Consider the following 14,812-nt stretch of genomic DNA (forward strand, 5'->3'; position numbering starts at 1 on the left):
GCATCTCAGGCGGGATGTTCTGATGCTACTGTTTTTCCTGACGCCGGTAGTTGCGCTGGCCCAGGCGCCAGGCAGCACGACCGTCTATGGCGGACCGCTTCAGACGGTTTCGCTGTCGGCAGGATCTACCCTTGCCGACGCCGCCGAAACCCTGTACATCGGCCCGGGAACCTACGTTATCGACGGAACCTGGGAAATCTACAGTAAAAACGTCGTCATCGACCCGGCAGCAGTCATAACCGGCTCCGGAACGATTCATTTTTTCAATCCGTCCGCTGCGGGCGGAGCCGCCAGCCAGACGCTGGTGGACGGTAACACCGCCGCACCGATTGATGTAAACCTGGTACTCGATAATCCGGATGGCCTGCAATTGAAGGAAATACCTGTTTCACCGGACCTGACAGCCGCCGGATTCAGTGACAATCCGGCTGCGTCGACGCTGCAGGTGGGGAAAGACCTGCTCCTGGCAACGGACGGCGCGAATGTGTTTCTGGGAACCGGTACTGCCGGCGACCTGGCGTTTGACGCAGACGCGACGATCTCCGGTTACGGCGTCAACCGGATGGTAGTGACCAATAATTCCACGCTGAGCCACATGACGAAGGAAAACCTGGCTTCGGCGTTTGTTTTCCCGGTGGGCATTGCGGCCGGAGATTACACGCCGGCAACGGTAGCGCCGGCGTCTGCCACGACTATCCACGTAAGCGTACAGGACTATTCGGCCTCGCCTCCGGTTATTCCGGCTCCGGCCAAAGGCATGGCGCGGACGTGGCAAGTATTCGGCGATGCATCTGTTCCCGCCACGCTTACACTTCAGCACAATGTGGCGACGAATGGCAGCAGCTATACCGATGCCTCGGCTTTTGTGACGCAATACAACGGGAGCGGGTGGAGCAGCCCGGGCACAGTCGACTACGTCAGTCCGGGTATTCATACGCACACCGGATACTCGTTGCCATCGTCGGCGGACAATACCGCCTTTTTCTCGAAAACGAGCGACGCGGTCACGCCCCTGCCCGTGACGCTTGTAGCCTTCTCTGCGACGCCGGAAGGTCCTTCGGTAAAACTGGCCTGGCGTACCTCCCAGGAGTCCAACAGCGATTACTACGCCGTTCAGCATAGTCTGGATGCCCGTACCTGGCATACGCTCGGAACGATTCCGGCGGCCGGAGAAAGTCAGGGCTTCAGGCAGTATGGCTTCACGGATGGCGCACCGGCTAACGGTGTCAATTATTACCGGTTGCTGATGGTGGACAAAGACAGGACCGCCAAGTATTCTGACGTTCGTTCTGTCGAAATCCAGGTAGTCTCCGGCCTGAAGGTCTATCCGAATCCGGTGGTTGATCGGCTGTCTGTTACCTCCCCCAATTGGTCTGACGTACGGTCTGTCCGGGTGGTTTCGTTGCAGGGACAAGTGGTGTATGAGGACGGGCCTGTCACAGAAATTGGCGTCCGCCACCTTGCACCGGGCGTTTATGTCCTGCAGCTCGCGAGATCGGGCGGAGGAGTAGAGCAGAAAAAGTTTGTTATTGTACGATAGAGGAATCGGGCCGGCAAATGCCGGCCCGATTGGTTTTATGGAAATAGTAGTGTGTATTTGTCGGATTTTCGGGAAATCTGTTCTTCGTCGGTGAAATTACCTCCCAGAGAACGACCGATATCAGGCCTCTCTCCTCTTTTTCCCTCACCTCACAAACAAACAATAATTACACCGATGCCTTACCTGCCTGTAAGATACACCCAGGTAGTTTCCCGGAGAAGGATCATTCCAGTCCAGCCGGACGATATACATCCCTTTCCGGGGCGGGAAAAAGACCGCTTCTCCGTTTTTATCTGTTTCGAGCGCTTTCTCCCAGTTGTCGGGATTAAAAATCCGAAGGCGGGTGCCAGGTTCAACAGGCCGACTGTCGAGGTATGGCCGGATAACCCATAGGCGGTCACGGGACGCCAGCTCCAGATCGAGCCGCTGCTGCGCGCCGGAAATACCCATCCCTTTTCCAACCCGATAGCCGGTACACAGGTATTCGACCGGGCGGACATTGATGCCGCCCGTTGCCGACCGGTCCACGACCGGAAGCTCTTCGTTTATTCCCAGTATCCGGTAAAATCCATTTTTTTCAGGAGTAAACCAGCCTTCCAGGCATGCCCGCTCCGGCTTGAGCGGCAGCTCTTTCCGCTGCCCGCTGCCGTCGACGATCGTCACCCTGAACCCACGGAGATACAACGGGTCCGTTTCCCGCTTCCGAACGCCATACTCGTCGATTTCACCGTAACAGACCCGAACCCGGACGGGCTCATGCCGTTTTCCGGAACCCTGAATGTCGAACCAATAACCGTGTGCCAACCCCTTGAAAGGCGCCAGCAACAGGCACAATAGGCCTATACTTCTAAGAAGCTTCATGGAAAGAAACGCCGGTACCCGGCGGCAGTAATCTCCGCAAAACTAAACCATCCGGACCGAATGCCGCTTCTTTCCGCAGGCCTTACTCGCACCTGGAGTACGTCAGGTTGAAAACATTCCCCGTATTCCCGGAATGCACAAAACTGTTCAGACGCCCGGTGGCGTCAAAATCATAGGTATATTGCTGGGTAAAGGTGAAGGTCTTCCCATCTGCGGTCCACATTCGTACCCACTTATTGAGGAGGTGTTTCGACGTCAGCGGAACCCCGTAAAAGATCACCGACAGCATCACAAACTGCGCCTGCTGGCTTCCGGGCAGGCCATTCAGCCGGTGCAGCACGTAATCCAGTTTGAAGTTATTTATCTCTGTCTTTCCCTTCGCGTCCGTCACCTTTCCGGCAATATCAGTCGGGTCTCCGTTGGCGTCATAGGTATACTGATAACGGAGCGTAGTACCGTCGTCAGTGGTCAGCGTCGCATTCGTCAGCTGTCCCAGCGGATTGAAGGCGAACAGCGCTCCATCCAGTATAACACTCTGAATGACCGCATCTTTGTACACTGTTGAAATATCGCCGGATGGGTCGCTGAGCTTTCCCGCCGCGTCATAGGAATAGGCATGCGTCTGCGTCAGGCCGTCTTCCGTCGTCGTCAATCCGGTGATACGTAACTGCTCGTCCACATCGCAAATCAGGTCAAAATCCGTTTTCGTTGTCTTAATCTCTGTTGTCCGGCACAGGGAGCCGGTCACCGGCGGGTCGCTGTTCTTTTTGCAACCCGGAAGCAGCCCGATCAGCAGGAGTACTGCCGCACCTACGATACGTTTCGGAGCCATGAAATTTTACCGGTTTTTCGAACAAAACTTCATGAAAGTTACTCATTACCAGCACAATACAACTACCGTTCACGAACTGCCGGGCAACAAAAAAAGAGGCTCCTTCCGGAGCCTCCCTGTTATATGAGCGGATCGGCCTATGCGATCTCTTCCTCTTCTTCGACGATGACAGTAGCCTGCTTCGGGGCGGTTTTATCTTTTGCTTTTTCTTTGACGCGCTTCACCTGAGTCTTGGCTACATCGAGCGCCAGGTCGGTCGCTTCCTCGAACGTGGTTCCGCTTTCTTTGACGAAAATGGAACCGCCCGGGATATACAGTTTGATTTCGACGATTTTATTATGCACTTTACTCGACTCTCCTTTGTCCAGCTTCAGGTATACTTCTCCGCTGGTGATCCGATCATAGAACTGATCAAGCTTGTTGAGTTTGGCTTGCACAAAATCGAGCAGCTTGCTATCTGCATCGAAACGAACTGATTGCACTTGCAGTTTCATACGCACACTCATTTAAGGGTTCAACTTTCTCCTTTTCCTTCCAGTACCCACCCGGTCCGAAGCCTGTTCCACACACGGTTGAAACCCCTTCGTCCCGGGTCCGGCGACTGTTAGGAGAGGTGAACCTAGGCAGCCTTCGCCAAAAAGTCAAGGATAATGATCAATAAAATCGGGGCTTTCGGACAAACGGTTACCCACTTCCCGTTCTGGTCAGAAATCCGCCTGAAAGGAAAAAGAAAAGACCGGTTTCGTTGGGGAAACCGGTCTTTTTTTCTCTTATTGCGAGTTTTAAAAATATCAGCATACTGTCCTGATTATCAGACAGTAACCTTTTCTTAACTGCCAAATCCAATACGTTTCCGGCCGGCAGACTGCTGCTCCCGCAGCTCAGCCAGCTCCCGCTCAAACCCACCTGACAGGATCGGGAACCGCAGCCATGTTCTCGGATCCAGGTTGTGATCGTCAACGTGAAAACTCGGCGCGTACCGTTCCCGCTTCCACTGATTCCGGCTCCAGAGACGGAAAAAACGCTCGGTCCACGACAGCAGTTTTTCCCGGGAATACACCGACTCAAAATCCACTTCCAGTTTCCGGAGAACTTCCTTCGGCGGTTGCTTGTCCCGGAAGCCGTACGCCTCGATGGCGTTGAGTACTTCGTAGGGCATGAGGTCGTCTTCGTCGGTTTGCTTGCGGTCCGGCGGCCGTAGCTCGGCCGTTGGCTGCAGGTTGTTCATCGCGTGTAGTCCCTTGATCGTCAGGCCGCCTCCCAGGCCGGTTTCTTCCAGCCAACGGAGCCAGTGGCGCAGAAAGGTCTTGTCAATTCCGGCCAGCGGGGAGATACTGCCGGAGGTATCGCCGTCCATCGTTGCATACCCCACCGCCGCTTCCGACCGGTTGGAGGTCGCCAGTAACAGGCAGTTGTACACGTTCGTCAGCAGCCACGCGCCCGGGGCCCGTACCCGCGCCTGAATATTCTGCAGCGCGATGTCATCGGTATCCCAGCCGAGCTTCCGGCCGAGACCGTCTTCGATGAGCGACTTATACGTTTCCACCAAACCATTGATGTTGACATCGTGGAAATCGGCGTTGAGATCTTCCGCCAGGGACGTAGCCGAGTACTTGGTTTCGGCAGACGAATTTTCCGTTCCCTGCCAGATGCAGTGCAGCAGATGCCCGACGATTCCGCGGGCGTCTTTGGCCCCCTGAATCGCCGGAATATGGCTTAATTTCTGTTTAAATCCGTCGAGCCCGATGCTCTGAATACCCAGGTCTACCATGAGATAGACGAGCGCGGCGCAGGCCGACGAATCAGCCCCGCCCGACAGCGAAACCACAAAGCCCTGCGCCCGGCTTTTCCGCAGGTAGTCAAACAGCGCCAGGGATACTGCCCGGGCAAATTCTTCTTCTTTCAGGAACCCGTTTGCTTCCCAGGATTCCAGTTGATATACATGACGCTCCGGCGCCATATCCGGCCATTGGAAAGGCACGGGTACTTCGAGGGCTTCTGCCGCTTTCGGAAATGCCGCGCGGTTCTGTGCCTGCTCGACGCGACCCTTTTCAAGGTCTACCGTCGCTGTCAGTAAATAATGATCGGTGTAGCTGAATCGCGTGCCTGATACGAGCATTTCACCAGACTGCGCAATCATCGCGTCTCCGTCATAAATCGCCCGGCCGGCTTCGTTACCGAGGAGGTTGGTATAGACGTAGACACACCCGAACGCGCGACTACCGTCCTGCACAAAACGCTCCCGCGTGTGGCTTTTGTGGAAGCTGAAGTGACTGGCCGAGGGATTCAGGATAATATCCACGCCACGGGCATACAGGTCGCGACCGGGGCGGTTGGCAATCCAGGCATCCTCGCAGATTTCGAACCCGATCCGAACGCCGGCAACGTCGAAGACGAGGTCTCCGGCGGGATAATCCACACCGTTGATCCGCAACGTGGTCCGCTCTCCCGGCGCCCAGGCATGAAACCACCGGGTTTCGTAGTGAATGCCGTTGTTGGCCAGGTTTTTCTTCAGGACAAAACCCCGAATCTGCTTGTTGACGATGAAGCAGGAGGCGTTGTAGACTTTGTTATGGAGGACGACCGGCAATCCGACCGACACAGCCATGTCCGTCGTCAGGTGACGGACTTCTTCCAGTTGCGCGAGGGCCGTTTCCGCCACATACGGGGCAAAAAACATGTCCTCACAGCCATATCCCGACAGGCTCAGTTCCGGCAGGCAAAGAAGAGATACCCGTTTCTGCCGGGCTTCTTCGATGGCTTCGGTAATGGCCTGGAGGTTTCCTTTCCAGTCGAGGGGCGTGGTATTGACGACCCCCGCCGCGAGTTTGATCAGCTTCATAAATCCTTCGTTCGAAACATCGGTTGTTTTTCAACACACCGAAGACCCGACAAATTCCGTCAGTCGGGCGAATATACAGGATTTAGGCTGTCACGGAAGGATGGCGGCGAGTTTGGGCAGCTCGTCGGAGCCGATGTAGTCGAGGCCGATCTCCCGGAGTGTCCGGTAGCCGAGGTCCGTATTGGGCGTTCCCCAGACGCGGGTCTTTTGCCCGCGGGCATGCGCTTCCCGCACAAAATCAACGAGTTTCTGACGGATTTCCGGCGAGAGGGCCTCTTTTCCCGGCCAGTACTTCCCGAATTCCGTAAAACTGGCGCTCACCAAGGGTACGCGTTTCCGGGCTTCTGCGGGATAGGTAGTCGTAATGCGTCCGTCAAACGAAATAATCGGATCATACTTGCCGAAATCAGCCGGAGCGGGCATAGCGCCGCTGACAACTACGTGTACGTGTCTCAGCTCTTTGGCGTGTTCCAGAAGTTGTTTTTCGAGTATGGGCAGGGCAGCGGCGTCCTTCAGGTCTATCATCAGCTGAAGCTCCTTCTTTTTCGGATAGGGAAAGCCCTTGTTGTCGGCAATGTGCCTGAGAAGCGGCGTGAGGTAAAGGCTACGGAAGGTGCGCTCAGGGCGGATATCCTTGCGGTCATGCGCCACCATCAGCTCCCCTTCCTGCAGATACACATCGGCCTCAATTGATCCGAAACCGAGGTCCCAGGCAGCCTCAAACGGGCGAGCCTGCTCGTAGTCATTATGGGAATGCGCCTGCGGGCGATAGACAAATCCGGATTGGGCCAACAAGTGTCCCGAAACAAACAGGCAGGCAACAGCCAGACGAAGGAATTTCATAGAAGCGAGAGATTGCAGGCTGCAAAGAACGGGAATCCGGCGGGATGCTGCGCGGATAGGCAGCTTTAAGAAATCATGAAGTTCGCGCAGGCGCTATTCTGCCGCCGGTTCAACCCGCGGCAGAATACCACCCTGTTTTGCCGCGCTATTTCACCCGGACATACGTCTCCGTAATAATCCGGTCGATACCCAGTTCCTTGATCTGCTCCTTGCCCGTCTGTATCAGCGTATCATTCTGAATACGAACGGTAAACGTAAACGACTTGCCCTCCCACGGCCGGTAACTGCAGTAGTCGAGGTGTTCGGTGTACTGATCGCCCTCGAGCGTGTATGACCCGCCGCCTGCGGTAAAGGCCGCCGAGGTGGAGTCCTTACCGCCCTTTAAGTCGTGATCGAGGAAGGAAAAATGCGTGTCATTCAGCATTTTAAGCATTTTCTTACCCTCGTGGGTGTCGAGGGTTTCTTTGCCGTTTTCATTGGTTTTGGCGGAAACCAGTTGCCAGGTACCCTGGAGGCCGGAGTGCGACTGGCAGGCTGTCAGAAAAAGTCCTGACAGGAACAGAAGTGCAGTTTTGTTCATTGTGTGAATAAAGTAGCCGCTGAGCGGAGTCCTAAAAATAGTTAACAGGATACCATAATTTCCATTCGCCGTCTACATTTCCCCTGTTCGTCTGAAAACCTTTTTCCAATCCCATGAAACACCTTGTCCTGGCAATGGCTTCGAGCCTGTTCCTCTCCTCCTGTGTCTCCTACTCCCAGTACTTTCAGGTTTGCCGCACGTCGTTCGATCCGGAAATGAAACGTACCGGCGATGCCATCACATTCGAAGACGCCCACTGCATCGTTACCTATAATTTGTGGGACAAGGGCGGTAACATCGGTTTTGAATTTTACAATAAGACCGACCAGACCATTTTCCTGCGGATGGATGAGTCCTTCCTGATTGTAAACGGTATTGCCTATGATTACTTTCAAGGAAGGACGTTCGAGCATTCGTCCAACCGAGGCATTGCTCAGGGAGGACTGACTACTTCGTCGACTCCCACGGCCACCGGTTCTTCCGGAACCGCCTCGGGCTCGGCCAATCTTCGTACGTTCGGGCATTCGGTATCGTACCTGGAAGACCGCCTGATCGCCATTCCGTCCCGAACCGCCAAAATCATCTCGGAGTATCATGTGACCGATGCAGCGCTGCGGAACTGCGACCTGCCGGTGTACCCCGACCGGCGCGCGCCCGTAACGCTGCTTTTCACCCGGAAAAACAGCCCGCTCGTTTTTTCCAACCGCCTCTCCTATCATACGCCTGCGGCGCTGCCGGTGCAGATCGAGAATACGTTTTTTGTATCCGAAATCACCAATTTGGGTGAAGCGCAGGCGATGGAGTATGCACCCGCCGACGATTGCACGGAAAACCGTTCCTATACCCGGAAAATCGTGAAAGGTGCCGCGCCGGATAAGTTCTTCATTCCGTACCGGCCGGAAACCGGGTTGCCCTGATTGGTTGAAAAAACAGCGCCGGAGTGATAACTTCCGATCGGGCTCTGTTTTTCCTTTATACTTTGCATTGATTGGACGAAAGCCGGCATACTTAGGCTGATCCGGCGCCAACACTACCCAGCCAATTCACTGATAATCAATCCTATTTAAAATTTACTACAAAAAATAGACCGATCGGTTTGTTTTTTCAAAACCGATCGGTCTATTTTGTCTCACCATGACAAAAGCAGAACGCACCCGGCAGTTTATCATTGAGCAGTCCGCCCCGATCTTCAACAGGAAGGGAATGGCCGGGACGGCGGTCAGTGACCTGATGGAAGCGACGAAACTGGCCAAGGGCGGTATCTACGGAAACTTTGAGAGCAAGGAAGAGATCGGCGCCGAAGCGTTCTCCTACCTGAGCAAAGGCCTGTATGCCCGCCTTGAGAGCCTGGCTTCGCAAGACCGGCCCGCCCCTGCGCGGATGGCGGCCCTGGTCGGTTTTTACCGGACCGGGTCGACACCCGGCGGTTGCCCGCTCCTGAATTTCGGGATGGAAGCCGACGACACCAACCCCCTGATCCGTCAGCGGGTGGCCCGGCAGATCGAGGCAACCCAGGAACTATTCCGGCGCGTGCTTGAAGAGGGAAAACAGCGGGGAGAGTTCAGCGAATCGCTTGACCCTCAGTCTTTCTCCGTGAAAATGTTTGCCCTCATCGAAGGCGGTATCATGCTGGGATGTGTCCAGCAGGATGTCAGCCGGCTCCATCTGGTATTGGACTTACTGGAAGCGGAATTGCAGACGTACGTGGCTTCATAATTTTTTTACCCAAAAACAGACCGTTCGGTCTATTTTCTAAACTCGTCAAAGTCATGTCTACAGTAGCATTTATTACCGGAGGAAACCGCGGAATCGGGCTTGAAACCGCCCGTCAACTGGGAAAAGAAGGTGTTATCCCCGTCATTGGCTCGCGGGACGCAGAAGCGGGGCGGCAGGCTGTGGCCGAATTACAGGCCGAAGGTATTCCGGCGGATTTCATCGTCTTCGAAGCGTCGAGTACGGCCGACCGGGACGCGGCCTATGCCTATTTCAGTGACAAATACGGCCGCCTGGACGTCCTCGTCAACAACGCAGGGCTTGGCCTGGAAGGACAACCCGCAGAGTCTATCGGCCGGGCGGACGCCACCAGCGGCGTATCGGAAGAAACGCTCCGTCAGACCTTTGAAGCAAACTTTTTTGGCGTCGTCCTGTTGACTCAGAAACTGCTTCCCCTCCTGAAAAAATCACAAGCGGGCCGTATTGTCAACGTGTCGAGCGTGCTCGGGTCGCTGACACTCCACAGCGATCCGGAAGCGTCGATCTACCCGATCAAAATGTTTGCCTATGATACTTCCAAAACCGCGCTGAACGCCTTTACCGTGCACCTCGCCCACGAGCTGAAGGATACCACGATCAAGGTCAACTCCGCACACCCCGGCTGGGTTCAGACCCGCCTTGGAGGCAGCGTAGCTCCGCTGACGGAAGCCGACGGTGCGAAAACAAGCGTACAATTAGCGACGGTCGGCGCAGACGGCCCTACGGGTCAGTTGCACCACCTCGGCCAGGTACTTCCCTGGTAGCAAAAAAGGCAGGAAAATTTCCTGCCTTTTTTGTTTTTGAAGAGATGGATCAGGGCCGGAAGGTAATTTTCCGGTCGCCCGCCACTTTCACGATCGCCTCCTTATTCATCAGCTCGGGCCTGGCTTCTCCGCTGGCGAAGAGCTCGGCCTGGTCTTTGTAATGCTCACTGGAGACCACGCCCGACTGGCCCGTCGGCAAGCATCCCGTGCCGTTGAGCGGATCGGCAAAATCGACGATTCGCCGGAGCGCCGGCCCGTAAGTTACTTTGTACAGGCCTGTTGAGTCGATGTGAAAATCCAGGTTATTAATGGTTTCCCGTCCGCCCGGCACCGGGTACGGCCCGACGTTGAACAGGCGTCCGAGCAGGTCAGAAGCCACGGAAATGGGGTGTTTGTGTTCCAGCGTATGGACTTTTTCCCAGTTCCAGACTTTCCGGTCGGTTCCGAGCTGGGCTTCCAGATCTGCTACTGCTGCTTTGAAAGCCTCATTCAGAATCTGTTTGCGGGTTTCCTTCGCGGGGGTATGCACATTGTCCCACCACGGCGAGGCGTCGTTCCGGAGGAAAGAAGCCATATTCCGCTTGAAGCTGGTGGTATTGAGGAAGTTGGTTTCTCCCAGCTCATCCTGTATGGCCAGGCGGTAAATATGCCAGATCCATTTGTAGAAAAGAGTCGGTTCGGTACTGGCCAGCTCGTGTACACCCGACCACCGCGCGAGGAGCTCGGCGTCGGCGGAGGGTCGGTCAACCAGCGGAAGTATATCCTTCAGTATCAGGGGATACTCCGGATTCGTCACGTCGTTGATGACCTTGCGTACCTCCTGCGGCGTCCAGTCCTTTTTATCGGTAAAGATCAGTTGCTCGATCCGCCGGGCGCGGTCGCCGGGCACGTAGTACCCCGGCACCAGGCCGTTCCCCATATCAGCCGGCTGGTTATTGGCGGAATACAGCACGCCGCGCGGCGGGTTGAGTATCTGCGGGTTTTGGGAGAAATCATACCAGCCGACGGGGTCGTCATTTCCCGTCGATCCGTCGAGCATGACATAGGGCCGGACACCCGCCGGGCGTTTCGGCAAGCGGGCTACGGCCCACCACGCGATGTTTCCTTTGGTATCGCCCCACATGATATTCAGGCCGGGCGCGTGGATCTTCGCGGCCTGGGCAGCGGCTTCGGTCGCATCGGATGAATGCGCCAGTCCGTAAAAGGCTTCTGCCAGCCGGCTCGGAAATTTGTAATAGGTCCACCAAAGGGCGATGGGCTGCTGCCGGTGGTCTTTCAGCCCGTCGAAGACGTCATGAATCAGGATACCGTGGCGTGACTCCCGTACATCGAGCGCCACATCGCTTGAATCCTTGATATGGATGGTTTCCTTCCGGACCGAGAGGTTTTCCCAGTGATCTTTGAACCATACCTGCCCGGGGTTTTCGGGATTGGCTTTTTCCCGGTAAAAATCTACGTCGTCGTTTTCAAACATCGTCAGCCCCCAGCCTCCCTTGTCACTGTGACCGAGCGCGCCAAAGGGCGTACCAGCCAGAAAACTGCCGTAAAAATTGAATCCCGGAGCATTCAGGTGGGCTTCGTACCAGACGGATGGCTGTGCAAAACCAATGTGGGTATCATTCGAAAGAATCGGCTTGCCGGAGCGTGTTTTCTTTCCGGAAATCACCCAGCCGTTGGATCCGTGGTAGGGAGGATACGGCAGGTCCAGGGCCTGAAACCGGCCTGCTACCTGTGCCAATACGCCCGCTGCGCCTACTACCGCCGGGTCAGGCGTATGTTGGGTGGGAATCATGGGTTCGTCAACCGGCCAGTCGCCCGCCATGTCTTTCAGATACGCAGGCCCCCATTTTTCGGCGATGGTCGTAAACACCGCTTCCGACCGGAAGGCTTCCGCAAAACCATAGCCCATGTACCCCTGGATGATTTCGACGTCTTCAACGGTAAAAGGTGTTTTGGGAATCTTGGCCAGTTCAAAATCAAGCGGAGTTTCTCCGGTCGAGATATAGGCGTTGATACCTTTGACATACGCCTCCATCGCCTTCACAAACGGCGCCTGCGGTTGTTTGCGGTAAACCGAATCGATGGTTTGCCGGGCGTAGTGGCGGAAACTCAGGGTGCGGAAGAACCGGTCTGTAGGCAGCGCCTTCGCCCCGAATACTTCCGAAAGCCGTCCGTCTGCCAGGCGCCGCAACATTTCCATCTGAAACAGGCGGTCCTGCGCATGCACGTATCCGAAGGCATAAAAGAGATCTTCCTCGTTTTCGGCATATATATGCGGAACGCCGTAGTCGTCGTAATAGGCCTCTACCGGAGCTTTCAGGCCGGGAAGGGATAGCTCGTTCGACAGGTTCGGCGTCTTATTCCGGAAGAGAAAGAGCCAACCCGCGGCCACGGCAACGACAACCACTATCAGGAGGGTGAAGAGAATACGCTTAAGCCATTTCATGGGGGTGTGTTTTTAGCAGGATGCGCGGCCAATCTACAGATTCCCCCGTAAAAGAAAAACCCCCGGCGCGACCGCCGGGGGTTTCCTGTTACAATTGCTTTTTCACCTCGAAGGTCAGTCGCCGGCTGCCCGGCGCACCTGACTCCGATAATCCCTGAATGTCAACCTCGTAGGTCCCTTCCAGGTCGCCGGTGTAGAAGTTCAGCTGCTGCCGTCCGCCCGCCTCGGGTACCCAGTGCAGGAGATGGCGGAAGTCGGCGAGGCGGTTGTCCCGCTGCTCTTTCGCGTCGTACCGGGGCGCGTAAAATTCGCGGCGGTTTTGCACGCCTTCGTAGGAAGTCACCAGGCCCTCGGGCTGAAACCCGGCCACGTCTCCTTTATAGCTACGGAAGCTGACGATGCCGTCGAAGGTTAACGGGCCGAGGAAATACCGCGTATTCACCACGTCCAGTCTCCTGATTTTCAGAGGATCAATGGCGAGTAGCCTGTTAATATCCTGCACCGGTACGCCGTCGAGCAGTACCAGCGGCGGGCGGGTAAATTCATACTGCCCGCGGAAGACCATCAGGAAGGAAAACCGCCCTCGGTGGCGGCGCACATCCACTTCCGGGACATATTCCCGCATGACTTCCTCCAGAAGCGGAAACCGTGTATAATCATCCAGAAAATACGTTTTATCGGCGATGCCGTAAAAGGCCACGGTATCGGTCCGCTGGACAGGCGCATAGGGCTGGAAAAACGCGTTGAACGTCTGCATAGACAGGCTCCGCTCCAGCAGGGGGTCGGCCAGATTCTTGTCAAATACCATCGGAGGTACCTTGTCGTCGCTCCGCGCTTCCGCAAAGGGAGACTGAAGCTCAATCCGTTTCAGGGTATCTCCTGTTGCCGCTACGATTTCATTCGGCCCGGCGAAGTGCTTCATCGGGAAAAATACCTTCCCGTTTTTGTCACTCAGCGCCGTATACAGCCATACGTGCCGGCCCGGGGCAGCCAGAAAAGCGGGCTCGTCGGCGGCAGGGCGGCCGTCGGCCGTCAGTACTTTTCCAGTCACGACATGCTCGTCAATTTCGGGCAGGTAAGTAGGTTCAAACGGCTTGTCGTCCCACCGGAACCGGCTCCAGCCGTGCGTGAGCATGACCAGATCAGCGGCCGACTCCGGCGCGTCCAGGTAGTATGAAGACGCCTCTACGGTACCTTTCAGATCCGACCGCATCCAGAGATAACTGGCAATATCTTCACTTTCAGGCTGCTGCAGGGAATCCAGGCGATAGACCGCGACCGACAGGCTCGCCGAATCAGCGGCCAGGTCGAGCAGTACTTTGTCGCGGGTATTGTATACCTGTTTGTTGCTTTTGGCGTCGATAGTCAGGCGACGGCGCGGCTTGCGGAATATCAGGCGCTCGCAAACCGGCCGCTGCGCCGCATCAAAAAAGGTCAGGTGCGAAATACCCTCGCCCAATGCCGCGGCAGGAATCGATACCGCCGCTTTTCCGCCGGGAAACGACACCGGCTGCGCGTACCCAACCTTCCGGCGGGTATGGACGAGGAGATAGCCGTTGCGGTCGGCCGTCGACGTAATTTCTACCTGCGCGCTTCCGTTCTCTCCCGGTTGCAGCCGCAGCGCATATCCGTAGGTCTGCGTGGCCGGAAGGGGATATTCTCCGCGGCCGGCTATCACTGCCCGGTAGGTATCCCCGGCGACGGGCGTCAGGTCAAAGCTGCCGAGACCGAAGCGCTCGGTCCGGAAGCTGGCAACGGTTTCGTTGCGCTGGTTGACAACCGAGCCGGAAAGGTCCACGCCCTTGCCCCGCTCGTCAATACCCCGGAACGCCACCCGGCCCGGCAAACCGGCCACCAGGTTCCCTCCTTCCGGGAAGAAGGTCAGTTCCAGCTCCTTCTCCGGTGCGGTGGCCGGTACTTTGGTGAAGGTATTGGCGACCGTCACCGTCTTCGAAAAGAAAAACTCCGCTCCGAAATTCTTCATCCACTGGGTATAGGCCCGGAGGGTATAGTTTCCGGAAGCCAGGGCCGATGGGAGCAGCAGCATGCCATTGCCCCGGCCGTTGTGAAGGGCGATTTTGGCCTGCAGCACGGGAGTCTGCCCTTTGTCGAGCAGCTCAACATATGCTACCTTACTAATATCCAGTGGCTTATGATTCGTTCCGTCGACATAATACAGGCGAAACCAGATACTTTCTCCGACAACGTAAAACGTCCGGTCGGTATGGAGGTACATCTTTTCCGTCAGCGGCGCCTGCTGTTCCAGGCGCTGCCGCGGGTCCTGAGCCCGCAGCACAAACGGGGCGAGCAGTCCGATCAGGAATAAAAGGGGCTGTTTCATCGTCAGGGTGC

At 56.2% G+C, this 14,812-nt stretch carries 12 protein-coding genes; 4 read left to right on the forward strand and 8 right to left on the reverse strand.

Features of this window, described 5'->3' with window-relative positions; all coding sequences use genetic code 11:
• Positions 1–22 precede the first annotated feature (22 nt).
• Positions 23–1,540, forward strand: coding sequence for a T9SS type A sorting domain-containing protein (locus BLR09_RS05645; protein ID WP_176785468.1), 1,518 nt, complete (start codon positions 23–25; stop codon positions 1,538–1,540).
• Positions 1,541–1,684: 144 nt separating this feature from the next.
• Here the strand turns inward: BLR09_RS05645 and BLR09_RS05650 are convergent, their stop codons facing one another.
• From BLR09_RS05650 to BLR09_RS05675, 6 genes are all read right to left on the reverse strand, one after another.
• Complete coding sequence (locus tag BLR09_RS05650) at positions 1,685–2,401, reverse strand: hypothetical protein (RefSeq protein ID WP_143011031.1); 717 nt, start codon at positions 2,399–2,401, stop codon at positions 1,685–1,687.
• Positions 2,402–2,483: 82 nt separating this feature from the next.
• The gene (locus BLR09_RS05655) at positions 2,484–3,233 is read right to left on the reverse strand and encodes a hypothetical protein (protein WP_093198890.1); all 750 of its coding nucleotides are present in this window, start codon (positions 3,231–3,233) and stop codon (positions 2,484–2,486) included.
• Between the two features lie 137 nt (positions 3,234–3,370).
• Positions 3,371–3,727 (reverse strand): ribosome hibernation-promoting factor, HPF/YfiA family, encoded by a 357-nt coding sequence (hpf, locus tag BLR09_RS05660; RefSeq protein WP_093198892.1) that lies wholly within the window; start codon positions 3,725–3,727, stop codon positions 3,371–3,373.
• 335 nt (positions 3,728–4,062) lie between these two features.
• Entirely contained in the window at positions 4,063–6,075 is a 2,013-nt protein-coding gene (nadE, locus tag BLR09_RS05665) for an NAD(+) synthase (protein WP_093198895.1), read from the reverse strand.
• Positions 6,076–6,165: 90 nt separating this feature from the next.
• Positions 6,166–6,918, reverse strand: a complete 753-nt coding sequence (locus BLR09_RS05670; RefSeq protein ID WP_093198898.1) for a PI-PLC domain-containing protein — start codon at positions 6,916–6,918, stop codon at positions 6,166–6,168.
• Between the two features lie 145 nt (positions 6,919–7,063).
• Positions 7,064–7,498, reverse strand: coding sequence for a lipocalin-like domain-containing protein (locus tag BLR09_RS05675; protein ID WP_093198900.1), 435 nt, complete (start codon positions 7,496–7,498; stop codon positions 7,064–7,066).
• 113 nt (positions 7,499–7,611) lie between these two features.
• On the opposite strand from BLR09_RS05675, the gene BLR09_RS05680 reads away from it, so the two are divergent.
• The 3 genes from BLR09_RS05680 (at position 7,612) to BLR09_RS05690 (ending at position 10,014) form a co-directional block, all read left to right on the forward strand.
• Positions 7,612–8,415, forward strand: coding sequence for a hypothetical protein (locus BLR09_RS05680; RefSeq protein ID WP_093198902.1), 804 nt, complete (start codon positions 7,612–7,614; stop codon positions 8,413–8,415).
• A gap of 217 nt (positions 8,416–8,632) precedes the next feature.
• Positions 8,633–9,214: a TetR/AcrR family transcriptional regulator gene (locus BLR09_RS05685; protein ID WP_093198905.1), complete on the forward strand. Its 582-nt coding sequence runs from the start codon at positions 8,633–8,635 to the stop codon at positions 9,212–9,214.
• Positions 9,215–9,267: 53 nt separating this feature from the next.
• Positions 9,268–10,014, forward strand: a complete 747-nt coding sequence (locus BLR09_RS05690; RefSeq protein WP_093198907.1) for an SDR family NAD(P)-dependent oxidoreductase — start codon at positions 9,268–9,270, stop codon at positions 10,012–10,014.
• A 49-nt stretch (positions 10,015–10,063) separates the two neighbouring features.
• Here the strand turns inward: BLR09_RS05690 and BLR09_RS05695 are convergent, their stop codons facing one another.
• Both BLR09_RS05695 and BLR09_RS05700 read right to left on the reverse strand, forming a co-directional pair.
• Positions 10,064–12,460 carry a penicillin acylase family protein gene (locus tag BLR09_RS05695; protein WP_093198910.1) on the reverse strand — a complete coding sequence of 799 codons (2,397 nt, stop codon included), beginning with the start codon at positions 12,458–12,460 and terminating at the stop codon, positions 10,064–10,066.
• A gap of 88 nt (positions 12,461–12,548) precedes the next feature.
• A complete protein-coding gene (locus BLR09_RS05700) occupies positions 12,549–14,801 on the reverse strand; it encodes a hypothetical protein (RefSeq protein WP_093198911.1) in 2,253 nt (750 codons plus the stop codon).
• Positions 14,802–14,812 lie beyond the last annotated feature (11 nt).

It is taken from the genome of Siphonobacter aquaeclarae, from assembly GCF_900103285.1.
Taxonomy (GTDB): Bacteria; Bacteroidota; Bacteroidia; order Cytophagales; family Spirosomataceae; genus Siphonobacter; species Siphonobacter aquaeclarae.